Annotated in this window: 24 protein-coding genes and 1 other RNA gene; 17 read left to right on the top strand and 8 right to left on the bottom strand. The window is 45.3% G+C overall.

Annotated features, from left to right (window positions below):
- Nucleotides 1-147 precede the first annotated feature (147 nt).
- The 4 genes from BM358_RS02515 (at nt 148) to BM358_RS02500 (ending at nt 4202) form a co-directional block, all read left to right on the top strand.
- The gene (locus BM358_RS02515; protein WP_028542826.1) at nt 148-1563 is read left to right on the top strand and encodes an MATE family efflux transporter; all 1416 of its coding nucleotides are present in this window, start codon (nt 148-150) and stop codon (nt 1561-1563) included.
- 237 nt (nt 1564-1800) lie between these two features.
- On the top strand, nt 1801-2880 hold the full coding sequence (locus tag BM358_RS02510) for a tetraprenyl-beta-curcumene synthase family protein (protein ID WP_013309708.1): 1080 nt from the start codon (nt 1801-1803) through the stop codon (nt 2878-2880).
- Nucleotides 2881-2903: 23 nt separating this feature from the next.
- Nucleotides 2904-3875, top strand: coding sequence for a 6-phosphofructokinase (gene pfkA, locus BM358_RS02505; RefSeq protein ID WP_023988013.1), 972 nt, complete (start codon nt 2904-2906; stop codon nt 3873-3875).
- 117 nt (nt 3876-3992) lie between these two features.
- The gene (locus tag BM358_RS02500; protein WP_023988014.1) at nt 3993-4202 is read left to right on the top strand and encodes a DUF3906 family protein; all 210 of its coding nucleotides are present in this window, start codon (nt 3993-3995) and stop codon (nt 4200-4202) included.
- Here BM358_RS02500 and BM358_RS02495 read toward each other — a convergent pair.
- From BM358_RS02495 to BM358_RS02480, 4 genes are all read right to left on the bottom strand, one after another.
- A complete protein-coding gene (locus BM358_RS02495; RefSeq protein WP_028542825.1) occupies nt 4199-5569 on the bottom strand; it encodes an MATE family efflux transporter in 1371 nt (456 codons plus the stop codon). The genes BM358_RS02500 and BM358_RS02495 overlap by 4 nt on opposite strands.
- Before the next feature lie 196 nt (nt 5570-5765).
- A complete protein-coding gene (locus BM358_RS02490) occupies nt 5766-6944 on the bottom strand; it encodes a putative glycoside hydrolase (protein WP_028542824.1) in 1179 nt (392 codons plus the stop codon).
- Between the two features lie 216 nt (nt 6945-7160).
- Nucleotides 7161-7349 (bottom strand): hypothetical protein, encoded by a 189-nt coding sequence (locus tag BM358_RS02485; protein WP_080683009.1) that lies wholly within the window; start codon nt 7347-7349, stop codon nt 7161-7163.
- A 172-nt stretch (nt 7350-7521) separates the two neighbouring features.
- On the bottom strand, nt 7522-8343 hold the full coding sequence (locus BM358_RS02480) for a YitT family protein (RefSeq protein WP_023988017.1): 822 nt from the start codon (nt 8341-8343) through the stop codon (nt 7522-7524).
- 325 nt (nt 8344-8668) lie between these two features.
- Between BM358_RS02480 and BM358_RS02475 the strand changes: the two genes are divergently transcribed.
- The 4 genes from BM358_RS02475 to BM358_RS02460 all read left to right on the top strand — a co-directional run bounded on the left by BM358_RS02475 (nt 8669) and on the right by BM358_RS02460 (nt 12099).
- Complete coding sequence (locus BM358_RS02475) at nt 8669-10258, top strand: degradosome RNA helicase CshA (protein ID WP_023988018.1); 1590 nt, start codon at nt 8669-8671, stop codon at nt 10256-10258.
- 222 nt (nt 10259-10480) lie between these two features.
- The gene (locus BM358_RS02470; protein ID WP_028542823.1) at nt 10481-11242 is read left to right on the top strand and encodes a YesL family protein; all 762 of its coding nucleotides are present in this window, start codon (nt 10481-10483) and stop codon (nt 11240-11242) included.
- Between the two features lie 58 nt (nt 11243-11300).
- Nucleotides 11301-11495: non-coding RNA, 6S RNA (gene ssrS / locus BM358_RS02465), on the top strand.
- A 211-nt stretch (nt 11496-11706) separates the two neighbouring features.
- The gene (locus tag BM358_RS02460; protein ID WP_013309718.1) at nt 11707-12099 is read left to right on the top strand and encodes a DUF1499 domain-containing protein; all 393 of its coding nucleotides are present in this window, start codon (nt 11707-11709) and stop codon (nt 12097-12099) included.
- Between the two features lie 92 nt (nt 12100-12191).
- Here BM358_RS02460 and tpx read toward each other — a convergent pair whose 3' ends face one another.
- Nucleotides 12192-12710, bottom strand: coding sequence for a thiol peroxidase (gene tpx, locus BM358_RS02455; RefSeq protein WP_023988020.1), 519 nt, complete (start codon nt 12708-12710; stop codon nt 12192-12194).
- 119 nt (nt 12711-12829) lie between these two features.
- Between tpx and BM358_RS02450 the strand changes: the two genes are divergently transcribed.
- Together BM358_RS02450 and BM358_RS02445 are read left to right on the top strand one after the other, a co-directional pair.
- Entirely contained in the window at nt 12830-13453 is a 624-nt protein-coding gene (locus BM358_RS02450) for a rhomboid family intramembrane serine protease (protein WP_023988021.1), read from the top strand.
- Nucleotides 13454-13551: 98 nt separating this feature from the next.
- Nucleotides 13552-14490, top strand: coding sequence for a glutamate biosynthesis transcriptional regulator GltC (locus tag BM358_RS02445; RefSeq protein WP_023988022.1), 939 nt, complete (start codon nt 13552-13554; stop codon nt 14488-14490).
- 79 nt (nt 14491-14569) lie between these two features.
- Here BM358_RS02445 and BM358_RS02440 read toward each other — a convergent pair whose 3' ends face one another.
- Nucleotides 14570-15241, bottom strand: coding sequence for a zinc metallopeptidase (locus BM358_RS02440; protein WP_023988023.1), 672 nt, complete (start codon nt 15239-15241; stop codon nt 14570-14572).
- A 40-nt stretch (nt 15242-15281) separates the two neighbouring features.
- Entirely contained in the window at nt 15282-15713 is a 432-nt protein-coding gene (locus BM358_RS02435; protein ID WP_023988024.1) for a MerR family transcriptional regulator, read from the bottom strand.
- A gap of 294 nt (nt 15714-16007) precedes the next feature.
- Between BM358_RS02435 and BM358_RS02425 the strand changes: the two genes are divergently transcribed.
- From BM358_RS02425 to BM358_RS02410, 4 genes are all read left to right on the top strand, one after another.
- Entirely contained in the window at nt 16008-17411 is a 1404-nt protein-coding gene (locus BM358_RS02425; RefSeq protein ID WP_028542821.1) for an ammonium transporter, read from the top strand.
- A gap of 48 nt (nt 17412-17459) precedes the next feature.
- On the top strand, nt 17460-18542 hold the full coding sequence (locus BM358_RS02420; RefSeq protein ID WP_028542820.1) for a DUF294 nucleotidyltransferase-like domain-containing protein: 1083 nt from the start codon (nt 17460-17462) through the stop codon (nt 18540-18542).
- Complete coding sequence (locus BM358_RS02415; protein WP_023988027.1) at nt 18539-19276, top strand: exonuclease domain-containing protein; 738 nt, start codon at nt 18539-18541, stop codon at nt 19274-19276. Before BM358_RS02420 ends, BM358_RS02415 begins: the two co-directional genes overlap by 4 nt.
- A gap of 171 nt (nt 19277-19447) precedes the next feature.
- The gene (locus tag BM358_RS02410; RefSeq protein WP_028542819.1) at nt 19448-20092 is read left to right on the top strand and encodes a TlpA family protein disulfide reductase; all 645 of its coding nucleotides are present in this window, start codon (nt 19448-19450) and stop codon (nt 20090-20092) included.
- Nucleotides 20093-20130: 38 nt separating this feature from the next.
- Here BM358_RS02410 and cimA read toward each other — a convergent pair whose 3' ends face one another.
- Nucleotides 20131-21747 carry a citramalate synthase gene (cimA, locus tag BM358_RS02405; RefSeq protein WP_028542818.1) on the bottom strand — a complete coding sequence of 539 codons (1617 nt, stop codon included), beginning with the start codon at nt 21745-21747 and terminating at the stop codon, nt 20131-20133.
- Nucleotides 21748-22039: 292 nt separating this feature from the next.
- Here cimA and BM358_RS02400 point away from each other — a divergent pair, with 292 nt between their 5' ends.
- The 3 genes from BM358_RS02400 to BM358_RS02390 all read left to right on the top strand — a co-directional run bounded on the left by BM358_RS02400 (nt 22040) and on the right by BM358_RS02390 (nt 25414).
- Nucleotides 22040-23320, top strand: coding sequence for a DNA polymerase IV (locus BM358_RS02400; protein WP_028542817.1), 1281 nt, complete (start codon nt 22040-22042; stop codon nt 23318-23320).
- Between the two features lie 161 nt (nt 23321-23481).
- Nucleotides 23482-23724 carry a ferredoxin gene (locus BM358_RS02395; RefSeq protein WP_023988031.1) on the top strand — a complete coding sequence of 81 codons (243 nt, stop codon included), beginning with the start codon at nt 23482-23484 and terminating at the stop codon, nt 23722-23724.
- A gap of 265 nt (nt 23725-23989) precedes the next feature.
- Entirely contained in the window at nt 23990-25414 is a 1425-nt protein-coding gene (locus BM358_RS02390) for a L,D-transpeptidase (RefSeq protein WP_028542816.1), read from the top strand.
- Nucleotides 25415-25433: the final 19 nt, after the last annotated feature.

Genomic DNA, 25433 nt, shown 5'->3' with positions numbered 1-25433 from the left:
TATGAATTGAGAGCGCAGTTCCTTAAATTTAAGGGACTGCGCTTTTTTGCGTAAATACGTTTATGATATGAGAAGATTGAGCAGGAATAGGGTATTATACGTAATAAAACTAAGCAGAAGACATCTTAAATTGAAGGAGTTGAGAAAATGAGTGCAGCAGAGGCTAGTCGTAGGCCTTCCCTGATTGAAGGTCCTATTGCCAAAACGCTGTTTATGTTCTCTTTGCCGATGCTGTTCGGAAACATTCTGCAATCCCTGAATGGAACGATCAACTCGATCTGGGTTGGAAAGTTTCTGGGAGAAGCCGCATTGACTGCCGCTTCCAATGGAAATATTATAATGTTTTTTCTTATCAGTTCGATTTTTGGCGTCACCATGGCTGCCACTATTATGATCGGACAAAATATCGGAGCAGGAGACGTAGCTGAAACCAAGCGTGTAGTAGGTACAAGTGCAGTCTTTTTTCTGGTGCTTGCTTTTGCTATAGGTATTATCGGATTTTTGAGTGCGCCTTGGATTCTTCATGTACTCAATACACCTGCCGAATCAGTGGATATGGCGATCACATATACGCGTATTATTTTTGCGGGCATGCCCTTTTTGTACGGCTATAACTACATAATGACCGTAATGAGAGGCGCTGGAGATTCCAAAACACCATTTTATTTTCTAATTGTTTCCGTCGTACTAGATGTACTACTTAACCCGCTGTTAATATTCGGATGGGGACCGATTCCTGCTATGGGCATTGGAGGCTCCGCTACTGCTACCCTGATCGCTCAAGGGATTAGCTTTGTGTTGATCCTCATTTACCTATATCGAGTAAAATATTTTTTGCGCATTACTTCTTCAGAGCTTCATTTACTCAGATTTGATTGGAAGATTATTTGGACCCTAATCCGTAAGGGAGTGCCGATGGGGTTGCAAATGATTGCTGTCTCCACCAGCGCGATTGCTTTAATGAATCTGATTAATGGCTACGGAACAGTGGCAGCAGCAGCTTATACAGCAGCCAATAATTTGTCCAGCTATGTGCAGATGCCGGCAATGGCGTTAGGTGCAGCCGTATCTTCCTTTGCCGCTCAAAATATCGGAGCCGGACGTTGGGATCGAGTGCGCATGACAACCTGGATTGGGATTGTGTATAATTTTGTGTTGACTGGTGGAGCTGTGGTATTAATTTACATGTTTAACCGTCAGGCCTTGCTCATGTTCCTTCCTTCTACGGGGGGTGCATTGGAATTGGGCATGCGGATTAATCTGATCACTTTGTGGTCTTTTGTTATATTCGGTGTTACCAATGTCATTACAGGTGTTGTTCGATCAACGGGTTCCGTAATGATACCGCTTTTAATTACCATTATTTCATTATGGGGCATTCGTATACCTTTGGCCTATGCATTTGTCGATGAGTATGGTCTAGATGCTGTATGGTGGAGTTTTCCTGTTGGTTTTGCTATCTCTGCCGTAGCAGTCATTTTCTATTATGCTTTCGGGAAATGGAAGCAGGCAAGCATGGGAGAGGGAATCCAAGGGGTGAAGCCAGCAGAGGACAAGGGATAGGTAGGCCATTTATACTATTTGCGATTAAAGTCTTATAAGGATAGATTTTGTGTAACTCCTATTTTTGACTAATAAAACATTACAGGTATAAAGTCTTTTTGTGAGAATAGCTCATTTTTCTTGAATTTTAAAGAAAAAAGTGAGGTTGTTCATTTGTGCTAAAAGGACGAACATATTATAATGGATATGGTTTGGATAGGTATAATTACGTAGACAACAATGTGGAGGCACCGTCATTTGAGTTATGTTGAGCAAGGACGTTATCAAGTACCGAGAGGCCCCATAGGTCTAATGAGCCGAATGTACAAGCACATTCTCCCTGAAACGAAACTAGAATTGAGTAACTGGAAGAGCAAGGCCGAACAAATTCCGGACCCTGAGCTGCGAAGCCAGGCGCTTGCGAGCATAGCGGATAAGACGTTTCACTGCGTGGGTGGGGCGGTTTATGCCGCAGCCAATATGTCTGCCCGGCAGACGCTAATTCCGCTGATCGTAGCGTATCAGACCATTAGTGATTATCTGGACAACCTGTGTGATCGCAGTACGTCCATGGACCCGGATGATTTCAGGCTGTTGCATCAGGCTATGCTGGATGCGGTTAATCCGACGGCTAGGCCAGTGAATTATTATGAGTTGCGTCGTGAGCAGGAGGATGGCGGTTATTTGACCGGGCTGGTGACAACCTGTCAGTCTTGTGTAAGCAGGCTTCCGGGCTATGAGGCGGCAATGCCTTACGTTCAGGATTTGGCGCGATTATACACGGATTTGCAAGTATACAAGCATATTAAACCCGAGCTGCGGGAACAAGCGCTTTTGGACTGGTGGTCGCTTCATAAAGACCGTACACCAGAGTTGCGCTGGAATGAGTTTGCTGCGGCTACCGGTTCAACTCTGGGGGTCTTTATGCTGTTTCTTGCTGCCAGCGACCAGCATCTGACCGATGCAGGGGCTGCCTCAATACATGCATCGTATTTTCCACATGTGTGCAGTCTTCATATTTTGCTGGATTATCTAATCGATCAAGACGAAGACCGGAAGGGCGGAGATCTTAACTTTTGCAATTATTATGAAGATACCGACATGATGCTAGACCGGATCGCCTACGTTGTGAATCGGGCGCGGGCTGATATTGCAGATGTCCCTGCCAGCTCCTTTCACCGGATGATTATCGAGGGATTGCTGGCTTTATATTTATCCGACCCTAAAGTTAGCGAGCAGCAGGACGTTCGCGCTGTTTCGAGACGTTTAATGAAAAATAGTCCGCTCATGCGTTTGTTTTTCTTATTAAACAGTCGATGGATAAGAAGGCTTATATGATTATTTTGAGGAGGTCATAAATCATGACAGCAGTTAAGAAAATTGCAGTATTAACAAGTGGTGGAGATTCACAAGGGATGAACGCGGCAGTTCGCGCCGTCGTACGTAGCGGATTGTATTTTGGACTGGAAGTATTCGGGATTCAACGCGGTTATCAAGGCCTTTTGAACGATGATATTTTTCCAATGGATCTGAGAAGCGTTGGAGATATTATCCAACGTGGGGGTACTGTACTTCAATCTGCAAGATGTCTGGAATTTACGACTGAAGAAGGACAGAAAAAAGGCGCTCAAATTTTGCGTAACCGTGGAATTGACGGCGTAGTCGTGATTGGTGGAGACGGTTCCTATCAAGGAGCTAATAAACTGACCAAGCAAGGCATTAAAACCATGTGTCTTCCGGGTACGATCGACAATGACATTTCTTTCACGGACTACACTATTGGTTTTGATACAGCGGTTAGTATCGTAGTGGACGCAATCAACAAGCTGCGTGATACGATGTCATCCCATGAACGTTCTTCCATCGTGGAAGTTATGGGACGTCATTGTGGCGATATTGCTCTCCATGCAGGTCTGGCTTCTGGCGCAGAAACGATTTTGGTGCCTGAGGTAGAATTTGATCTGAATGAAGTATCCGATCGGATGAAACAAAACTTTAAGCATGGCAAACGCCACAGTATCATTATTGTTGCTGAGGGTGTAGGCAAAGGCGAAACAGTAGCACAGGTTATCCAAGAAAACTGTCCGGATTATGAGCCTCGTGTTACAGTGCTTGGACACATCCAACGTGGAGGCACACCAACAGCGTTTGACCGCAACCTGGCGAGCCGTTTGGGTGACTTTGCTGTTCGCCAATTGATTGAGGGCATATCTGACAAGGCTTGCGGAACGATCGACGGTAAGTTGGTAGCTACAGATATTGACAAGGTTGTAAATACCAAAAAAGATTTCAATATGGAGCTTTATGAGCTGGCCTTGCGTTTGTCCCAATAATAAGAGCCTTTATGTAAAATAGATCGGCTCTGATATTGGAAAAGATCAAAATTATGCGGATGACCCGAGTCATCCGCTATTTTTTTAGCTTTGAGTCCTATCAGGAGGTAGTCATACATGTACCTATTCAAAATCGAAGTGGACAGTTCGGAAGGAGCGCTGACCGTTATTCTCGCCGCTGAAAATGAAGAACAGGCATTTGAGGAGATTGAACAACATGTGGAGAGACACTTTCTATTTCCTCCCAAGCTGAACGAAGTGGCGATTGTGGAGAAAAAACGAATAACTTTAGGCGCAGCATATGTAATCGAGACACGCAAAGGCTAGATAGCCTCTGCGTGTTGTTTTTTTTCGGAGAAACGACGTTGTACTTTCACCAGACGCCAGAGAAGTAAAATAGCGCCTACTGCCAATCCTGTAATCAAACCGATCCAATAGCCGTAGGGCCCCAATGAAGTCCAGCGTGCCAGTATATATCCTACAGGAAGCCCAATGACCCAATAGGCGAGGAATGTGAGCAAAAAGGCTGGATTGACGTCTTTATACCCGCGTAGCGCTCCTTGTGTAGGTGTAGCGACAGCATCAGATATCTGAAAGAAAATCGCATAGATTAGAAAATGCTGTGCCAATTGAATGACCTGCGGATCGGTGGAGTAAAGTCGAGCAACCTGTTCACCCCAGATAAGCAGTACAATAGCTGTAATCAGTGATAGACCTACTGCGCTGCTGATACCCATTACACTATAAGCTTTGGCATCCCGCGGGCGAGTAGCTCCTGTTTCATAGCCAACCAGAATCGTAAGTGCCATGCAAATGCTGAGTGGAATCATATACAGCGTAGATGCAAAGTTCATGGCGGCCTGATGTGCGGCTATGGTAGCTGTATTATAACTGCTCATGAAGAGGGTGACGGCTGAAAAGACGGCAGTCTCAAAAAATATAGCAAATCCAATCGGTACTCCAATCTTGATGAGCTCTTTCAAAGCACCAGCAGCAATCCCGTATATTTTGTTAAAGATTCGGTATTCGGCAAATATTTTTCCACGATGCGCAGTGATACCGGCAACCAGCATGATGATCCAGTAGGTGGTCGCCGTCGCTACCCCGGAACCCACACCCCCCAGACGCGGAAAACCCCAGTTTCCATAAATAAGTAGATAATTTAACAATACATTGATGGGTAATGACATGAGCGTGATTAACATCGTAAAGCGGGTTTGTCCCAATGCATCCATAAAGCTTCGGAGCACAGTGTAGGCAAATAGAGGAACAATCCCGAAGGCCATGGCACAAAGGTAGTATAGGGCCACATTATGAACTCTCAGTTCCAAATTCATACCGTTCAAAATAGGTTTGACCAAAATAATGCCAGCAATCAAAACGACCATAGACAGGGCGAGAGAGAGCCAAAGTGCTTGAATGACATAGTAGGAGACTTTATCTTTGCGCTGTGCTCCTACCAATTGAGATACAATGGGCGTGATAGCCATAAGTATTCCATTAAGGCCTGTTTGTACAGGAACCCATAGGCTTACTCCAATGGCTACTCCAGCCAGATCGGCAGGGGAAAAGTGCCCTGACATATTCGTATCGAAAAAAGTCATGGCAGATAGTGCAAGCTGGGTAATCAGGATAGGGAGCAAAATGTAGAAAAGCTGCTTCCATTTCTGCCCCGTTGTTAGTGTCAATTGCATTTTTGTTTTCCTCATTTACTAGGGATTGATTATTTGTATATATCATAACATGTAAGTATTTATTGTAAGGGATACCGCTACATTTGAACAGTAATAAAAAAGACTGCACCCGTTCGCCAAACAACGGGACAGCCTTCGAAATAATTATATAATTTCTAAATCTTGTATAAGAGAACGAGAAGTCCGGAGGGATAAATTATTTGTAAGTTACTCCACTTGTATAGCGGTTTGTGGCATTCCAGAGTAAATATTCATCCACTTTCATATCCTTAAGCGCGCGAATTTGATCCTCTACTTGAGTTTTCCCATACTTGGCATAATGTCCGCTCCCCAACCAACTTGCGGTAAAATCCTGGATCCAAGGACGGATAATTGGCTTTAGCTTGCCCGTCGGATCGAGCTTTTTGTGGGTATCGGCCATGGAGCCTTTAATCGTCTGGTAAGGATTCTTATCGGGATCTTTTACACCGAACCAGCCTGTGGTGTAGTGACTTGGATAAACCATGGGCGAAATGACATCCACATTTTCGGAGATTTTAGTGAAATCCTGTCCGATCCCCTCCGCAGCAGGAACGGATGCGGCATATCCGAAAATATCTACCGATACTCGTACACCTAATGGAGCTAGCTCTTTGCGGGCATATTGTACGAATTCAGCGACTGCATCCGAGCGGGATTGATCTGATTTGGTATATTTCAGCTTGTCTGCTCTTTTCTCAAAGCCTTCGGGGAAACGTACATAGTCAAATTGAATTTCCTTAAAACCAAGTTTGGCTGCTTCCTTAGCGATGGCGATATTATAATCCCATACTTCTTTATTATAGGGATTAACGAACCCGTCTCCTTTGCCGTTTTTCCAGACAGAGCCGTCAGGGTTACGGAAAGACATCTCGGGATTTTTGTTGGCCAGTACAGTATCTTTAAATACGACAATACGAGCAATCGGGTAAACATTATGCTTTTTCAATCGGTCCATCAAACCGGAAATATCCCGAATGAATTTTTGCGGCTTGCCCAATTTGAGCAGCTCGGGAGTGGTCGTTGGATAAGTGATGTAACCTGCATCGTCTTTAATATCAATAACCATGGAATTGAGCTCTGTCTTGTCAAGCAGTTCAAGCAGCTGGGTCATACGCGAACCGCCTGCGCTATAAGCCGTGACATAGATGCCCTTGATAGCAGGAGTCGTCGGTTGTGGGTCAATTTTAACCGGAGGATTGGAGGCATCCACCTTCATATTATTGTGCTGAGCCTGAATCATGGCGCTGCTAATTGTTGTTGCCACCGTATCTTTTACATTTGGAGCGTTGGCTGACTGATCCCCGTTTCCGCCTATCCCCATCGCCAATAGCATAATTGCCCAAATCATATTCATTTCCTAACTCTCTCCCTTATGTATGTCGCTTACCTGATTATACGTAAAGTTATGTATCGAAAAACAACACGCTTGTAACCAATACTGGAATCATCAGGCACAGTCTTACATGATTAACCCAACCGGTGTTCATTGAATCCATAAAAATGCATAAATAATGCCGCTCTCTTCGCGGTCGTAGATGCAACCGGAAGAAGCGGCACTTGGTAAAGAAATTTATTGAAGATAATTATTGTCTTGATGCTCGCAAATACTGTACTGAATAATTTCTAGCGCATCCGTTGGCTTGAGTATGGCCATCCCGTCCCGAAGCACAATCATCGAGTTAAGCTCATCCTTTTTGAGAGAAGGGAGCATTTCCGGGTACCACCTTAAGACAATGTCGGACAGTTTTACCGTTTCCATTTCCACAAAAATCACCCTTTCCTGCTCGGAATCATTCCAAAAGAATCATTCAATACGATTCGGAAAAGCAAAGTGCCTGTGAAATAGCAGGTAAAGCTGGTCTTTATATACTATGGGAACAGCGCACATATAGTGTACCACAGAAACTGTATTTTGACACTTAGGTTTGTGCTTATCTTCGGCGAAATGAACCCATCACCCCAACCGTTTCCACAATATTGACAAAAGCAGATGGGTCCACTTCTTTAATGATGCGTTTTAATTCAACTAGCTCGTAGCGTGTCGTGACAGTCATCAGCATGTCCTTTTCGGTATGTGAAAATGCGCCTTCAATTTTTATTTTGCTAACACCGCGTGGTGTGGTCAACATCCGCTCCAGTAGCTTGTCGGTGTGCTCTGTAATAATGTAGACGGTAATCTTCGTGTGACTGACATAGATTTGATCCAATACCTTGCCAGTCACAAAAATAGATAGCATCGACGCAAGTGCAATATTCCAATCATCGTTCAAATATCCTGCTGCAAGAATGACCAGTCCATTCATGCCAACAAGTACAGTTCCTACGGGGAAGTCACGATAACGAGTGACGATGGAACCGATAATGTCAAAACCGCCCGTGGACCCTCCTACCCGAAAGGAAATTCCTGCTCCAACGCCGATCATTACCCCACCAAAAACGGAGGCCAGCAGGGGGTCCGACACGACAGATTGCACCGGCACCCACGCCAAAATCCACGTTGTAACGACAACGGATAAAATGCTCAGGCTAATAAAACGCTTGCCTAAAATAAACCAGCCTGCAATAAGCATCGGGATATTGATAATAAAATACATCGCGCTGATATCAAATTTTGTGAAGTAGCCGATTAACATGGAAAGCCCGGCTACTCCTCCGCTCAGCAAGTGGTGTGGCACGAGAAACAGATTAAAACCGCATGCAATGGCAGCGGCTCCAAAAATGACAGTTAAGCAGTTTAACACTATTTTTAACAACTTAATTTCACCTCATTTAAATTATACGGGAAGCAACTTGCTGGTATTCATGAATTGTTCTGTGCTATAATGCGATGTGGATATTCTTGAGTAGGGACCTATGTCCAGAGAAACACTTAAAATTTAAACTGTTTTAAAAAGGATAAATTCGTTTAAGATGTATCGGATAGGTTCCCCAAATTCATTACAGAAAGATGCAGTTATAGGTCTAAATAAACTGTCACTGTATTGGGGAAAACTTATACAATAATATCGCTACTTAAGAATACAGACAACATTGTGGATTGTCCACCACATCCACCATTATGAAGGAGTTTGAATAAATTTGACGACATTTGCAGAATTTGATCTTGAACCGAAAGTAATTCAGGCGATTACAGAACTGGGTTTTGAAGAAGCAACACCAATTCAATCCCAATCCATCCCGATTGCACTGCAAGGCAGAGACATGATTGGCCAAGCCCAAACAGGTACTGGTAAAACTGCTGCGTTTGGTATTCCGCTGATCAACAAAATTTCTAGAAGCGACGAAAAAATCAGAGCCCTGATCATGGCACCAACACGTGAGCTTGCTATCCAGGTAGCTGAAGAAATCGAAAAACTCTCCCGTTTCAAAGGTCTTCGTACTTTGCCAATCTATGGTGGACAAGATATCGTACGCCAGATTCGTGCTTTGAAAAAGAAACCTCAAATTATTATTGGTACGCCAGGACGCTTGCTTGACCATATTAATCGCAAAACCATCAAGCTGGAAGATGTAAACACAGTTGTTTTGGATGAAGCAGATGAAATGTTGGATATGGGCTTCATGGAAGATATTCAATCCATTCTGAAGCAAGTTCCAGACGAGCGCCAAACGATGCTTTTCTCGGCTACAATGCCTCCTAATATTAAAAGATTGGCTGAGCAATTCCTCAAAAATCCTGAGCATGTTTCAGTTATTCCTAAACAAGTTAGTGCTCCACTGATTGATCAGGCCTATATCGAAGTTCCTGAGCGTCAAAAATTCGAAGCATTGAGCCGCTTGATCGACATGGAATCCCCAGAACTTGCTATCGTATTTGGTCGTACCAAGCGTCGGGTAGACGAGCTGGCTGAAGCTCTGCAAAAACGCGGATATTCTGCAGACGGTTTGCATGGTGACTTGTCTCAAAACCAACGTGATGCTGTAATGCGTAAATTCCGTGACGGAAGCATCGATGTGCTCGTAGCGACTGACGTAGCTGCCCGTGGTTTGGACGTTTCCGGCGTAACTCACGTTGTGAACTTTGACCTTCCGCAAGATCCAGAAAGCTATGTTCACCGTATTGGACGTACTGGACGTGCAGGTAAAGAAGGGGAAGCTTGGTCTTTCGTAACGCCTCGTGAAATTGACCATTTGCACTTTATCGAACGTGTAACTCGTCACCGCATTCCACGCAAGCCGCTTCCAACGTTGGCTGAAGCTCTGGAAGGCAAACAACGTATCATTGCTGAACGTCTCCTAGAGGCTGTAGAAAGCGGTGAGCTGAACGAGTACAAAGGTTTGGCTATTCAAATGCTGGAGCAATATGATTCTGTACAACTTCTCTCCGCAGCTCTGAAACTGATGACTGGTGAGAAAAGAGAAGCATCGATTGAGTTGACTCCAGAAGATCCGATCCGTGCAAAACGTCGTAAACCAGACGTGCGTTCTGGCGGTCGCAAGCCTTCCAACTATAGCGGTCGCAGCAACGGTGGTTACAATTCCAACCGTTCTGGCGGTACCGGCGGTAGTGGAAGTAAAGGTGGATATGGCGGTTACAACCGTGGCAAAGAAGGCGGTGGCTACAACCGTGATTCCGGAAGCCGCTACAGTGGAGATCGTAAACCACGCCCGAGCAGCAATGGAGAAACTCGTCGTCCTGCAAGACGTGAAGATTCCTCTTCCGAATAAGAAATGAAATAATGAAAAGTCGAAGCAGATGAAGCTTCGGCTTTTTTGTTATGATTGATCAGTATGAATGAACCTTTTAGCGATCTGCTTTAATGGGTCACGTATTGATTTCTCTGGCGTATTAGGGCTGAAATACGGTATGATATAGTCAAGAGCCGGAATTTATAGGCATAGCAACATGAGTCTTGGAACTGCCAAGGCTTGCGGAGGGAGAGACTGACATTGGAGTTTAAAGGAGCTATGGGTGGTATTTACCGCCTGACCGAGTGGATTACCCGACTGGCGGCTACAAATTTGTTATGGGTGTTATGTTCGTCGCCTTTTGTATTCTGCCTCATACTGAAACTACTTGTAATGAATCAGAATTTGGCTAATGAGTCTTTACAAATGAACTGGGCGATGGCTATTTTGGCACCGCTTACTTTATTTCCAGCCACATCGGCTATGTTCACAGTGGTTCGCAAATGGGTAATGGGTGATACCGATACGGGCGTGTTTCGTACCTTTTTTAAAGGGTATAAAGAGAATTATAAGCAGAGTCTGATCGGGGGTATCTTTTACACATTGCTGTTTGTCATCATGTATGTGGATTATACCGTATATATGACACAACTCAGCAACTTGCAAATCGTGGGCGTAATTATGCTTATTCTTATCATTATTTTGCTTGTGTCTATGTTTAACTTCTTTTCGATGGTGGCTCATTATCATATGTCTACCGGACAAATTATTAAAAATGCGGTTTTATTGACGCTGATTCGACCATTCCGTGTATTTTCCACCATGCTCGGCAGCGCCGTTGTTATATTTATTGGAGTCAAATATCCTGTGCTTTTCCTATTCTTCATCGGCAGCGTGGTTGCCTGGTTCGCTTTCTTTAATTTTTATGGAACATTCCTCAAAATGCAAGATCAAATGGAAAAGATGAAGCAGAAAGATGAAGGTACGGCAACCATTGAAGACAAGAAAAGTGATAACCTCTAAAAATAAAACATATTTCTCCTAGCATTTACTTTCTGAGTGAGAAGCGCTATAATAAGGTCACATCCTGCGATGCACGTTACGGTCATTTGTTGTTTTGAACCAATGACAATGTCTAGGGAGATCTATACGGATGAACAGCTGAAAAGCCCTGTCAATTCCTGACAAGGGGACTTCAAAAGTTTATTCTGCGGTCACCCACCTGCTAAAGCAGGTTCAGAAGACGCTATGGTCGGACGGCATCGGCGGGTACTCCAAAGATAATGAATACACTCTGTTCATGCTTCGTGCAGAAACAGGGTGTTTTTTGTATGTAACAATGTTAAACTAAGACATGAGGTACTAAGGTCGCATACCACAGGTATGGTCGGTTAAATTTTTGTTGTTTAACGTTTTTATAAAGCGCTTGCAGCAAAAAAACCGATGTGCTGCATTATGGCAACGATTATCGTGAAGGAGGAAATGTCTTGTCGTTGAAGAGGACTCTGGTAGGGATTGTGCGCAGCCAAGAAGGTACAAGCGACCGGGTCAAGGACCCCCAAATGAAGACACGCTATTATAACTTATCGAGAGACAAGGCTTGGGAAGAAGTATCATCTATTTTGAAAAAAATTCCTGGCTACAAGGTACTCCATGAGGTAGCATCTGTAGGTGAGATTACGTTAGAGAAGCGAACGGCGTTCGGTAGAACCGTCGACATTACCGTTTCTATATTGTCCGTCTCGCCAGTTCGGAGTGCGGTGGATATTTATTCTGCTTCACGCGGATCGCTAGGGGACTTGGGCGCGAATTACCGCATCATTTTGCAATTGTTCGCTGTGATTGACAAGAAGCTGTCCGCTCATAAGGTCGTGCAGTGATTGTAGATGTGTGAGCAGTGTTGTGGCAGCCAAACGTCAAAAAAAGCGAGGAAGGCAACCCTTCACTCGCTTTTTTAATATTCAGTCTTGATTTAGACGAGTTTTTTCACTGCTGCAATCGCTTGGTCGTAGTCAGGATGTTCGGACATTTCGCTCAAGTATTCTACGTAAGCGATTTTGTCATTTTGATCAATCACAAAAATAGCTCTATGATCCAAATGGAATTCCTTGATGAACACACCATAAGCTTCGCCGAAGGAATGATCCTTATAGTCGGACAGTGTCAATACGCGGTCGATACCGGCAGCACCGCACCAACGAGCTTGAGCGAAAGGCAGATCGACGCTGACAGTCAGCACTACGACTTGATCCCCAAGGGAATCAGCTTCCTGGTTAAAACGTCGAGTCTGTGCGTCACACACGCCTGTATCTAAAGAAGGAACAACACTGATCAATTTGACTTTGCCTGCAAAGTCTTGGAGCGTAGCTGCTTCTAGCAGGTTTTTCTGTAATTTGAAATCAGGTGCCTGATCTCCAACCTTCAGTTCAGGACCTAAGAGTGTCAAAGGATTGCCTTTAAAAGTAGCAGCTCCTGTACGTTCTTGTGCCATATGTAATAGCCTCCTTGGTTTTTAGCATTGGTTATCGTTGCCGAAATCTATTATAATCTTTTATAAAAGACATTGTCCAATTTGAATAAGGTGGAGACACCCATGAAGGAAGGATTGCCTTGATTTTTTTACGTTATGAGAACTGGAAAAGTTATTTGCGGTTTTACCCAGTAACCTGTCTGATTTTGCTCATTAATATTGTGATGTTTATTGTACTCACCGTACAGGGTGGATCGGAAAATAGTTTGACGTTGATCCGATATGGAGCTTTGATTAATGAAGCGCCATTCACTGATCAACTGTGGCGATATGTATCAGCTATGTTTTTACATGCAGGGTTTGATCATCTTCTGTTCAATTCCTTCGCCATACTCGTCTTCGCTCCTCCGCTGGAGCGTTTGCTGGGGTCCTTCCGCTATGTGTTATTGTATCTGGTCACGGGCATTGTAGGGAACATACTGTCCATCGCGCATTACAATATGATGACGGAAACGACAGTCTCTGTAGGAGCTTCAGGAGCGATTTATGGCATCTATGGAGCATTCCTATACGTTGCCCTGTTCCAGCGGTCACTGATGGATGACGCCTCGCGTAAAACGCTGTACACGCTGCTTGGGTTTGGTATCCTGTTTTCTTTCGCTGTAGCGAACATTAACTGGACCGCTCACTTCGGGGGATTGCTCAGTGGGTTTTTCCTTTATGGATTAATGATCAGATTGACTGGCCAACGCAAACGTCACTAAAGACAGTTTTACCGTAAGTTAGCAGGGGAAGAAAGAGGATGATGTTCGATTGACGTCTTCTTCCGGATGTTGAAAAACAGATTGGAGCGAATATCGGAGTGGAATTACGACAGTTGCAATACTTCATGAAGGTAGCGCAAAAAGAACATGTCACTCAGGCAGCCGAGGAGCTACATGTGGCGCAATCTGCGGTAAGTCGGCAAATTCATCAGCTTGAAGAGGAGCTGGGAGTCAATCTTTTTATGCAAAAGGGTCGCAATTTGCAGCTTACGCCAGTGGGACAACTATTTTGCAAACGGGTTGAGACGATTATAAAAGATCTAGAGCGAGCTGTTTTGGAAGTACATGAGTTTTTGGATCCTGAGGGGGGCGAAATCCGCATCGGTTTTCCGCACAGTTTGGGGATTCATCTTATTCCTACAGTGGTGGCTGAATTCCGAAAGCGGTATCCCAATGTTAAATTCAGATTTAAACAGGGGATGTACCCGAGTTTAATTCGTGATGTGTTAGCGGGTGAGGTGGATTTGGCTTTTGTATCTCCTTTTCCGGATCGTCATGATCATGTAGAGGGGGATGTGGTGCTGACCGAGGAGTTGTTTGCTGTTCTCCCGCCCAATCATCCTTTAGCTACGGCCAAACACATTACGCTGAGTCAGCTTAAAGGAGAAAAATTCATCCTGTTCAGAGATGGATATTCGTTACGTCCGATTGTCTGGCAGGCTTGTCTGGAGGCAGGGTTTACGCCGGATATCGCTTTTGAAGGTGAAGAGACAGATACGATTCGCGGATTAGTTGCGGCTGGTATGGGAGTCAGTCTTTTGCCTGAAATGGCGTTGTTTCAGACCAACCCGCTTCAACCTGCAAGAGTGTCGATTGTTGATCCAGAGGTCACGCGAACTATTGGCTTGATTCATCGCAGAGATGACAAACTACCCTTAGTTGCAAAGTCATTCCGAACTTTTTTGTTGCAATATTTTGGCCTTAAAGGTAGTGCTGCTACTCCGAATGGAAGTGCTAAAGCGGATTTAGGGCAGTGAGTATAGCTGATTGGTTTTAGATAAAGGAAAAAGGTTGTTCCTCTTGGTGGAGGAACAACCTTTTTTGTAATACAAGCAATTAATCCCGGCTGTTAAAGATACCGATTAAGCGGATTAGTTCCAGCAAGGAAACGAGAGCTGCAGCCACATAAGTTAATGCAGCAGCATTTAATACTTTGGCTATACCCCGTTCTTCATCACTACGGATAAACCCTTCGGAAACCATAATTTCTCGGGCGCGGTTGGAAGCATTGAATTCAACCGGTAATGTAATTAATTGAAAAGCGACAGTAGCCGAGAAAAAGATGATACCCAAGCCAATCAGGTTCGTGTAGCTGAATAAGAAACCGGCAATCAGCAGAAACGGTGCAATCCCGGAAGCGAAGTTTACGATCGGAAAGATCCGGTGACGGAGTGCCAGCATGGGATAATGCTCTTTATGCTGAATGGCATGACCGACCTCGTGACAAGCTACGGCAACTGCAGAAATGGATTTTTCATAATAAACGGGCTCGGACAGCCGTACGACTCTTTGCATTGGATCATAATGGTCAGACAACGCACCAGGTACTGGTTCAATAGGCACATCATGCAAACCATTGCGATCCAGCATATGCCGAGCAGCATCATAACCGGTCAACCCATTTTCATTTGGGACATCAGACCATTTATTAAAAGTACCTTTTACACGGAATTGCGCCCATAAGGATAATCCGAACGCAAGAATAATCAATATATACATACCCATCATAAAGCAACCCTCCATTATTGTTCATCACTAGCCCGGGCATCTACATCATAGAACTATGCTCCAGCAGATACTTCAGAGCTTCGATACAAGCGGCGCTTTGTGGTAGTAGACCAGTAAGCAACTTGCGCGCTTGAACGGGCTTGAGCTGCCCCAGAAGAGGCTGTAGTTCATTGACTTCACGTTCCAGACGCTGCATGTGCATTTCTAGACTCGTTAATTTGTCCGTGACGTGCTCTTCCCCCGCGACCGAGTTCCATTTAATCAGTGTCTGTCTGATTTCCTCGAGGCTATATTTCTCTTGTTTCATTTGGTTAATACGTTCAAGCCTGTTTAAGGTTTCATCATTATAAAGCCGATAATTTTTCAATGATCGTTCTTCAGGTGTGATCAAACCAAGCTTTGTGTAATAATCAATAGTTCGTTCGCTGACACCAGCCGCCTTGGCTAGCTCACCAATTCGATACAGCTTCATATCCCCATCTGTCTTCACCTCGCGCTCTTCGTTCAACCTTCAATATTAGCATTTGCAAACGGAGTGTTTATAAAGAATATTTTACATGATTCCCAACCATACAGTCAAACGTCATGCTTTTTTTCGGAAGAAACAAGCTACTTTTATAGTTAGTAAATGTGACATGGATTGTTTGGGACCATCTTTTTTTAACATAATAAAAAAAATCTTGTCAACTTTCATGTATTCTGATTATAATGACAATAAGAATTTCACGAAATGTAAAGAAACTTAACATTCGAGGGAGTGGGCTTCATGAGAAAAAAGTGGTTAGTTGTATTATTGGCCATGCTGACAGTATTAGCTTTTCCGGTAGGTGCGTTTGCTGCTGACGGTCCGACAAATATTCAACTTCAAGCTGGGTTAAACACGGCCTTTACGTTCTTGGCATTTATACTTGTATTTTTTATGCAAGCGGGATTTGCATTGCTGGAGGCAGGCTCGACACGAATGAAGAATGCGGGCCATGTCGCTGGTAAAACGATTCTCACCACGGGTGTTGCGGCTTTGTCCTTCTGGGCACTTGGATTTGGATTCGGCTTTGGTAATGATGGCGGCAACGGATTTATGGGACTGACGGGTTTCTTCATGAGTGGTACGGATGCTGCAGTATCGTTTGATGCTCTTTCAGGTCTGGATGTTCCGATTACAATTATGTTTTTGTTCCACTTTGCTTTCGCTGCGGTATCACTTTCTATCGCATGCGGGGGGATGGCAGAGCGTGCAAAATTAAGTGTATACATTATCTTCGGTATTTTATTCTCCATCGTAATCTATCCGGTTGTAGCTCACTGGGTGTGGGGCGGCGGATGGCTTGGTAAGTTGGGAATGCAGGATTATGCCGGTTCGACGGTAGTCCATTTGACAGGCGCTACGGCGGCACTCGTCGCTACACTGCTGCTCAAACCGCGTCTGGGCAAGTTCAATAAAGATGGCAAGCCGAACATTATCCCTGGTCATAATCAGGTGTACTCTATCTTGGGTGTTATTATTCTCTGGTTTGGTTGGTTTGGATTTAACCCAGGTAGTGCTGTATCGGCTATGAACGACGGATTCTTTGGATATGTGGCCTTGACTACCAATATTGCTGCTGCGGCAGGTGGAGTTTTCGCTTTGCTCGTATCCTGGATGGTATACGGAAAGGCAGATATTCCTGCTATGTTAAACGGTGTGCTGGCAGCTTTGGTTGCCATTACTGGTTCTTGTGCCTTTGTAGCACCTTGGGCGGCACTGGTCATTGGTGCAGTTGCAGGGATCGTCACTTTCTTCACAGCGCAATGGTTTGAGCGTGCAAAAGTAGATGACCCGGTATATGCTTTCTCCGTGCATGGTGTTGCAGGGATGTGGGGCGCAGTGTCCACAGGGTTGTTCGCTACTCCTGAGCTTGTAAAAATAACAGGTGTAGGTCAAGCGGGTCTGTTCTATGGTGGTGGATTTACTCAATTAGGAGTACAGCTGCTTGGACTGATTGGCACCTTGGCTTTCGTGTTCGTCATTTCCTTCATTATTCTGGGTGCGATGAAAGCGATTATGGGTATTCGCGTTACGGAAGAGGAAGAAACGATGGGACTGGATATCAGTGAACACGGTACGTACGGCTATCCTGAGCAAATGAAGTTGGTTGCTGAGGCTGAAAAGCGTTCTGGAATTGTGAACTAATATGTAAAATATAAAGAACCAGTATGGATGAGCGGAGGAGATGGAAGTATGGAACTGCAAAATATGGCCCCTTGGGTGAGTTCCGCCGAAGCGATAGATCATGCAGATACACCTGAATCGCTAAGGCAGGCCAGGGTCGACTCTCAAAAATGGCTGCTGGCTTCCCAAGCCTCCGCTCCGTTATCAGACTGGTTACGAACGGCGAATGAAATGCATGACCGCATCGCGGCCAGAGCTGTACAAATGTGCGAAAAAGGGATGGTTGAGGATGGCTTCGGCCCTCCTCCCGTCCCTTACGCATTTATAGCCTTCGGAAGCATGGGGCGCTCGGAATCGACGCTGTGGAGTGACCAGGATAACGGTATGATTATCAGTGACACAATATCTGCTGACAAAGAATTGTATTTTAGAGAGTTTGGTCGCAGAATGTCTGCGATGTTAGAGTATTTGGGATATCCCAAATGTGAAGGGAAAGTAATGTGCTCGGAGCCGTTGTGGCGTCAAACATTGTCTGGATGGCAAAAACAGCTAACGAAATGGTCGGATGATTTTGCTTGGGAGCCGATCCGTTATCTGATTATCTCGTCTGATATGAGGCATATCGCTGGAGATGAGCGACTATCTGCAAACTGGAAACGAAGTTTTTATGAGTTGTTCCGAAAACATCCTGATTTACCCTCGGCGGTACTTAGGAACACAGTGAGGCATAAAGCGACACTTAATATTTTAGGTCAGATCGTTACCGAGCGCTTCGGTGAGCATGCGGGCGATTTTGATGTGAAATACGGATTGTACATTCCGCTGGTGAACGCAGTTCGTTTTTTGGCGTTGCAACATGGTGTAGAGGAAACCTCCACCTTCAAAAGGCTCAGTCGTCTCGCATCACTGGAAGCGGCACCGTTGCCTTTACTCGATGCTTGCGAGCGAGCCTTTCGGATTGCGCTTCAGCTACGAATGGCTACGCCAGTGAAAGAGAATGATGGATTGCTGGTCAGCAATGGCTACCTGGCTGTAAAGCCGCTGAAACAAGGTAAAGGCTGGCATGAGTTGCGCGAGGCGCTTTCGACGGTACGACGGCTGCATCGTGCGTTGCAAAGGCAGTTGCGATTTATGGAAGGGAGAAGGTCATGAAGGAACCGGCGCAGGGAAGTGGCTTCTGGAGCGCTCTCCGCAGAGGAGGAGTACCGTCTGCGATCGCATCTGTAATGGGGGCTCCTACGGCTCAGCAGATGGCGTTTATTCGCTCCTTAACCCGGGAGCAACGGCGCTCTGAAGTATTGCGGACCCCGCTGGATCGTTTGGAGACGGTAGTTTTTGATCTGGAGACAACGGGATTTTCAGCACAGCATGGAGATGAGATTTTATCGTTCGGGGCGATTCGGGTTGTCGGGGACATGATTATGGAAAAAGAGCAGTTTTATACGCTTGTTAATCCACGGACTGTGATTCCTGAGCACATTACCGAGCTAACTGGGATTACCCGGGAAATGACGGATCAAGCTCCACCACTTATGAATGGACTGCACGACTTTATGTCCTTTGTAGGTGGGCGAGTACTTGTAGCACATGCTAGCGCTCATGATAAGGCCTTTTTGAATGCTGCGTTATGGAAAACATCTAAAGTCCAATTGACTCATCGTGTTCTGGATACGATGATGCTTGCCAAATGGCTCGAGCCACAGCAACATCAAACCTACAGTTTGGATGAATTGTTGGCCTACCAATCCATTCCGATTGAAGGGCGGCACCATGCGTTAGAGGATGCGAAAATGACGGCTAAGCTGTGGGTTGCGTATGTTCAGGAAATGCTGAAGCGTAACGTGACCAATTTGGCAGATGTCTACGCGCATTTAAGTCATGCCTGATTCAGTACAAGGCATAGCATTCATATACACATAAAAACAGCAAGTTCGCGATTTCGTGGGTTTGCTGTTTTTTTTGCGTCCTGTTCAGATTTAGAAGGTTAGAGGTGGGAACAGTATGGGCATCCTATGGAGAAGGTAAGGGTCATTTAGATGAAAGACAGGTGATAAGACGTGAAAAGATTTCTTTTCATCAGAGCGATGGTTATGCTGGTTGTGATTGGGGCTTCATGGGGAGTTATTGCAAACACAACTTATGCAGCAAGCCTGTCCATAAAAAATGTACCATTAAAAGAGGAATATGGTAGAGAAAGAGTTGAAGCTGAGAAAGAGGTAGAGGCTGAAGCACATGCGGTAGAGGTAATGAAAAAGATAAAGCCTGGTCAACGGCTTCCTTCTTTGATTTTAAAGGGGTTAAATGGCAAGTCCTACGATGTAGGGGCCACGCGCAATAAAGCTTTGGTTATTAGCTTTTGGGCTTCGTGGTGCGACCCGTGCCGATTAGAAGCGCCTATGTTGAATGAGTTGTATAGTAAGTACAAAGATGATGTGGATGTTTATGGTATCAATGTAACTCGCTATGATCGATTGGAGGATGTACAGAAGTTTTCCCGCTCTTTGGATCTCCAATTTCCCATTTTACTTGATGAGCAAGGAGCATTGTTTGAACGATTTGGAGGGGTGGCTTTTCCGACCCATGTACTGGTTGATCATCATGGACAGGTCCGCGAAATCATAATCGGCATGCTCAGTGAGCAGGAGTTGGAACGCAAAATAAAAACTCTTCAAAAAAAGAAGGTGTCTTTGGGAGCCGAGTAGACCGCCAAAGGCACCTTATAGCTCATGCGAGCACCTGATTAGTGATTAACTAATCCATGATGAGTAAGCTCTGCCTGATCGTTTTTTGGAGTTGGTGCTTCCAACAATGCGTAACGGAAACTGTCCAAGAGAGCTTCCCAGCTGGCTTCAATTACATTTTCGGATACACCTACATTACTCCAGACGTCCTCGTAATTTTTAGACTCAATGAGCACACGTACCTTGGCGGCGGTGGCATCCTTTTCGTCAAGCACACGTACCTTGTAGTCAGCCAAATGCATGTCCCGCAAGGCAGGGAAATATTGAGAAAGAGCCTTGCGGAGTGCGTTATCGAGCGCGTTGACAGGACCGTTGCCTTCAGCTGCGGTATAGACACTCGTCCCTGCGACATTCAGCTTCAAGAATGCCTCGGATACGACCGGGCGGCCGGCTGTTTTCTCTACCAGCACTTTAAAGGACTCAAAAGAGAACATTTCCTTCACTTCACCGCCTGCTTCACGAATGAGCAGTTCCAGCGAAGCATCCGCGCCTTCAAACTGGTATCCCTGATGCTCCAGTTCCTTGATGCGGCTAATTACGCCACGTGCCTCATCACTGGATGGGTCAAGGGTGATGCCCAGCTCTTGCGCTTTGGATACCACGTTGCTTTGCCCGGCCAGTTCGGAGACCAAAACCCGCTGCTTGTTCCCCACGAGTTCAGGAGCGATGTGCTCATAAGTTCGCGAGTCGCGTAGAATGGCTGACACGTGGATGCCCCCCTTATGGGCAAAAGCTGCATTGCCAACATAAGGCTGGTTCACAGGCATATTGACGTTGGCGACTTCGCTCACAAAGCGGGCTGTATTGTGGAGTTGATTTAACTTTTCAATATCTAGACAGTCGTAGCCCAGCTTGAGCTGCAAATTAGGAATGACGGAGCACAGGTTAGCGTTACCACACCGTTCACCGTAGCCGTTGATGGTACCCTGAACCTGCCTTGCGCCTGCTTGTACAGCACTTAGAGAGTTCGCTACTGCCAATTCGCAGTCATTGTGTGTATGAATACCCAACTGTGACCTCGTTATCTGGCTTTGCAGCATAGTGACAATTTCCCGAATCTCATGCGGTAGGGTACCGCCGTTTGTATCGCACATCACGAGCCAATCCGCGCCTGCTTCTTCAGCTTTTTTCATAACGGCCATTGCATACTCGGGATTATTTTTATATCCGTCGAAAAAATGTTCGGCATCAAAAATAACCTCCATGCCCCCTTGCTTTAAAAAGGCGATGGAGTCGTAAATCATAGACAGATTTTCCTCCAGTGTCGTCTGTAAGGCGGTGTGTACATGAAAATCCCATGATTTACCCACAAGTGTAGCAGCCTGAGCGCCGGATTCCAGAATTCGTTGCAGATTGACATCCTGTGCTGCGATGCTATCTTTGCGTCGCGTGCTGCCGAAGGCGACAATCTTTGCCTGAAGGCCCAGCTCTTGTACCCGTTTGAAAAATTCGATATCCTTGCTGTTGCTTCCGGGAATCCCGCCTTCAATATAATGAACACCGAGATCATCGAGTTTTTTGGCGATTTTCAATTTGTCATCAGCAGACAAGCTAATTCCTTCTCCTTGAGTGCCGTCTCGCAGCGTTGTGTCAAAGATAGAAATAGCGGTGGACATGAGGGACTCCTCCTTTGCGGATTGCTCAGATTGGTGATGCTCTGCTTTTTTAAGCACATTAATTTAGTTGTTTAACGCTTAAAAACAGGAAAGCGTTAGTTTGTCGTGTTCGTATGTTAGTCGATTATATCAACTTATGACTTCAATTGTAATATATAATTATCATTTTTAGCCGCAAAACCATTATTTTTATGTAAAATAGAAATAGCATTTAAAAGTGTCTCAAGTATAAAATCAAAACACATATTCCCGCGATGATGGGTGAATTTACAGTTAAAAAGAAGGGTTGAGCATGAAAGATGTCAGTGCTTATTATCCGGCTGGTGGGCGAGTTATTCTGCATGTGGATATGAATGCATTTTATTGTTCCGTTCATGCAGCGGAGGAGCCGGAGAAATATAAGGGACTGCCTACCGCGGTGGCAGGCAGTAGTGAGCTGCGCAAAGGTGTAATTGTAACCTGCTCTTATGAAGCCCGACGATTGGGTATTTCAACAGGGATGGTCGTTCAGCAGGCTCGCCGGATCTGTCCACAGCTCATTGTAATACAGCCTGATTTTCACTTGTATCGTCGTTATTCCAAAGCATTTATGAGCATTGCATATTCGTATACGCCTATGCTTGAAGCGACTTCAATTGATGAGTGCTATCTGGATATTTCTGGCTCCAAACAGTTTGGAACACCTATGGAAATTGCTGAGGAAATCCAGCGCAGAGTAGAAGACGAGCTGGGCCTGCCCTGTTCAATTGGAGTTGCTCCTAACAAGTTGCTGGCCAAAATGGCTTCTGATCTGAAAAAACCACGCGGGATATCTATTCTACGTTTGCGTGATGTACCCAATATTTTGTGGAACCTTCCTTGTGGTCAATTGTTTGGTGTGGGCCGCAAAACGGCAGATAAGCTTCTACAAATGAATATTCGTACCATTGGGCAACTGGCTAAGGCCGATGAGCATATGCTGGTTGGCGTATTTGGTGTGACGGGTTCGTGGTTAAAATTGGCCGCTAACGGAATTAACCATTCACCAGTCAGCACTGAACGGGAGCCAAACAAGTCCATTGGTCACACGACTACCCTGCCTATGGATGTGGTAAAGCTGGAAGAAGCCCAACGGGTACTTCTTAACATTAGTGATCAGGTGGCCCGGCGGCTTCGACGACACGGTATGCTGGCAGGAGGTATACAATTGACGATTCGGACGCCGGATATGAAGACCTTTACGCGTTCTCAAGTCAGGAACACTCCTACGGAAAGTGCAGAGGACATATATAAGGAAGCTTGTGCGTTGTATCGTCGCCATTGGGGAGAAGATAAGCCTGTACGCTTACTGGGGATTACGTTACAGCAGCTCATTCCAAAGGAGGAAGCGGCCGTTCAAATGGATCTATTTGAATACCAGGATCAGCCTAAGAAAGAAAGCTTATTGAAGACGATGGATGCACTGCGCGATAAGTTTGGTGAAAATGCAATTTTGACCGCTGGGATGCTGGGAGATGATCCTTCGGTACTTCTGCGCAACTCCAAGCTGCGCGGAACTTCGCTGCAAAAAGACAATCTACCAACTCCGGAGTGAGCTTTTGGATAGATTATTGCAAGCATCAGAAGCTTACGTTATAAGCATTTTTTACACGAAGGATAAAGGAAAATAATTTGTAATAATATTGGGTTTGTATTAATATGTGAATAGAATGTAAAAGCTGGTTTGTTTGATTGTATAGGAGGAAGAGAAAAGTTATGGCTAAATACACTTGGGTAGAAAAAGATACATGCATTGCTTGCGGAGCCTGTGGCGCTACAGCACCTGACATTTATGATTATGATGATGAAGGTTTGGCTGAAGTGATCTTTGAAGGGGATGCAAACCAAGGCATCAAGGCAATCTCGGATGATTTGTTTGATGATATGCAGGATGCTTGTGACGGTTGCCCTACAGATTCCATTAAAGTAGCAGACGAGCCGTTCAATAAAGAAGGTTAAGCGTAGGCTTCTTTGATAGGCACAGCACCGACAGCTCCCTTCGCCGTATAACGGTGAAAGTAAGCTGTCGGTGCTGTTTTTTTAGATTATAGAATAGTTCAGCGGAGCTGAGCCATTCTATAATCTAAAAAAACTTCTGCCAAACGCGGTCTGGCTTCCGTGAAAGTCCATCGATAGACGTTTTTTTTATGTGCTGTCCATCGAGTCTATTTTTACCGATATACATAATAGGAAGTATGCAAGATTACACGATCAGGAGGATCCGATGAACCATTCGCCTCATCTTAAATCGTATGTAAAAAAACACCCTGATAATAAAATGGCCTGGTATTTACTCGGCAAAGAGTATGAGAGCAGCGGTCAGGAGGGCAAAGCAAATTATTGCTTCAATCGCGCAGGAGAAGTGTTCGAAGCCTTCGAGCATAAACAGATTCCGGCAGACGTATGGATGGAATATCAGGATAAACTGGTTCAGATGTCCAAGGAGAAGGAGCGAAGGACGGCTCGAACACGCCACCTGTTAACTGCGTTAATGGTACTACTGCTCATATGGGTTCCTTCAGCCAATTCACCGAGACCCTCAAATGAAAATACATCTGTTCCATCCGGAACTGAGCAGGCAGCAATTGATAATATTGAAGTTACGAAAGTGGCCGCTGCTGATCCGAAGGAGATGGCCCAGATCGGTGTGGTTGGTGGTGTGTTTACGGCTCAAGCTCGAAAAGGGAGTGGAGCTGGAACGGGGCTTACTGATATGTTGGCTAAGACTAGCCGATTGCCGTCCAAGACTACGGTGTTGGGCATGGAGCAAGGGGGCTCGTGGCTGCTCTGGAGAGAGGGCATGAAGCCATTACTTAGTGTACAGAACAAAGGAAACGGCGGATTAGCTGTTCAGTCTTACGACGCCGCTGCGTGTGCTTGCAAGCCGTCAGACAGTGAAAATCTTCGCAAAGCAGGTCTAAAATGGGCTGCTGGACAGGAGGAATTAGCTGTGTTGAATAGCTCCATGCGTGCTTTTCGCTCACAGCATCAACGTCTTCCCCAGAGTCTTGATGAACTGACTCGAGACTTTCCCGCTAACACGATGTACGGTACGACAGACGGGATGAAGAAGGCTTTTACACCTATGCGTAATTTACTTGCTTCACCTGGACAGGGAACAGGGAAGGCAGTAGATTTAGACGCTGACTCGTCGGCCGAAAGCAGTCCATTACTGGCATCGTCATTGCACGGACGACCTTTTCTGGGGCAACCGCTGCGAATTGTGGTGGACAAATCTAAGCACAGGCTCGCCCTGGTAAGTGGCAATGTACTTATTCGAAATTATCCTATCGGTTTGGGTGGAGAAAGAACACCAGAAGGGAAATTTGTGATTACCGATAAAGTAGTAAATCCGAACGGTAAATCCAACGGTGAGTTTGGTAGTCGTGGAATGCAACTGTCTGCAACGAATTATGCCATTCATGGCACGAACGAGCCGGACAGCATTGGCAAAAATGAGTCGTTGGGTTGCGTCCGAATGGGTAAAGAGGATGTGGAGGAATTGTTTGCACTCGTACCTTCGGGTACGGAGGTGGTCATTGGTAACGGGGGATTGCCTGATCAAGTGCTTGTGCCTGGTTCTCGATTTACAAGTGAGCCGCAGCATGACCAGACGAATCCCCGCAAAACCTATCACTGGCTAAATTAACGTTTTGATGCTATTGCTA

The sequence above is a fragment of the Paenibacillus sp. cl130 genome (assembly GCF_900116035.1).
GTDB lineage: Bacteria > Bacillota > Bacilli > Paenibacillales > Paenibacillaceae > Paenibacillus > Paenibacillus polymyxa_B.
Note: the sequence above shows the minus strand (reverse complement) of the source record. Positions and strands in the feature narration are given on the sequence as shown.

Excerpts from the sequence above, each read along its gene's own strand:
- BM358_RS02515 (WP_028542826.1), top strand. The coding sequence starts at position 148 with ATGAGTGCAGCAGAGGCTAGTCGTAGGCCTTCCCTGATTGAAGGTCCT.
- pfkA (WP_023988013.1), top strand. The coding sequence starts at position 2,904 with ATGACAGCAGTTAAGAAAATTGCAGTATTAACAAGTGGTGGAGATTCA.
- BM358_RS02500 (WP_023988014.1), top strand. The coding sequence starts at position 3,993 with ATGTACCTATTCAAAATCGAAGTGGACAGTTCGGAAGGAGCGCTGACC.
- BM358_RS02495 (WP_028542825.1), bottom strand. The coding sequence starts at position 5,569 with ATGCAATTGACACTAACAACGGGGCAGAAATGGAAGCAGCTTTTCTAC.
- BM358_RS02490 (WP_028542824.1), bottom strand. The coding sequence starts at position 6,944 with ATGAATATGATTTGGGCAATTATGCTATTGGCGATGGGGATAGGCGGA.
- BM358_RS02485 (WP_080683009.1), bottom strand. The coding sequence starts at position 7,349 with ATGGAAACGGTAAAACTGTCCGACATTGTCTTAAGGTGGTACCCGGAA.
- tpx (WP_023988020.1), bottom strand. The coding sequence starts at position 12,710 with ATGGCACAAGAACGTACAGGAGCTGCTACTTTTAAAGGCAATCCTTTG.
- BM358_RS02440 (WP_023988023.1), bottom strand. The coding sequence starts at position 15,241 with ATGATGGGTATGTATATATTGATTATTCTTGCGTTCGGATTATCCTTA.
- BM358_RS02435 (WP_023988024.1), bottom strand. The coding sequence starts at position 15,713 with ATGAAGCTGTATCGAATTGGTGAGCTAGCCAAGGCGGCTGGTGTCAGC.
- BM358_RS02425 (WP_028542821.1), top strand. The coding sequence starts at position 16,008 with ATGAGAAAAAAGTGGTTAGTTGTATTATTGGCCATGCTGACAGTATTA.
- BM358_RS02420 (WP_028542820.1), top strand. The coding sequence starts at position 17,460 with ATGGAACTGCAAAATATGGCCCCTTGGGTGAGTTCCGCCGAAGCGATA.
- BM358_RS02415 (WP_023988027.1), top strand. The coding sequence starts at position 18,539 with ATGAAGGAACCGGCGCAGGGAAGTGGCTTCTGGAGCGCTCTCCGCAGA.
- cimA (WP_028542818.1), bottom strand. The coding sequence starts at position 21,747 with ATGTCCACCGCTATTTCTATCTTTGACACAACGCTGCGAGACGGCACT.
- BM358_RS02400 (WP_028542817.1), top strand. The coding sequence starts at position 22,040 with ATGAAAGATGTCAGTGCTTATTATCCGGCTGGTGGGCGAGTTATTCTG.
- BM358_RS02395 (WP_023988031.1), top strand. The coding sequence starts at position 23,482 with ATGGCTAAATACACTTGGGTAGAAAAAGATACATGCATTGCTTGCGGA.
- BM358_RS02390 (WP_028542816.1), top strand. The coding sequence starts at position 23,990 with ATGAACCATTCGCCTCATCTTAAATCGTATGTAAAAAAACACCCTGAT.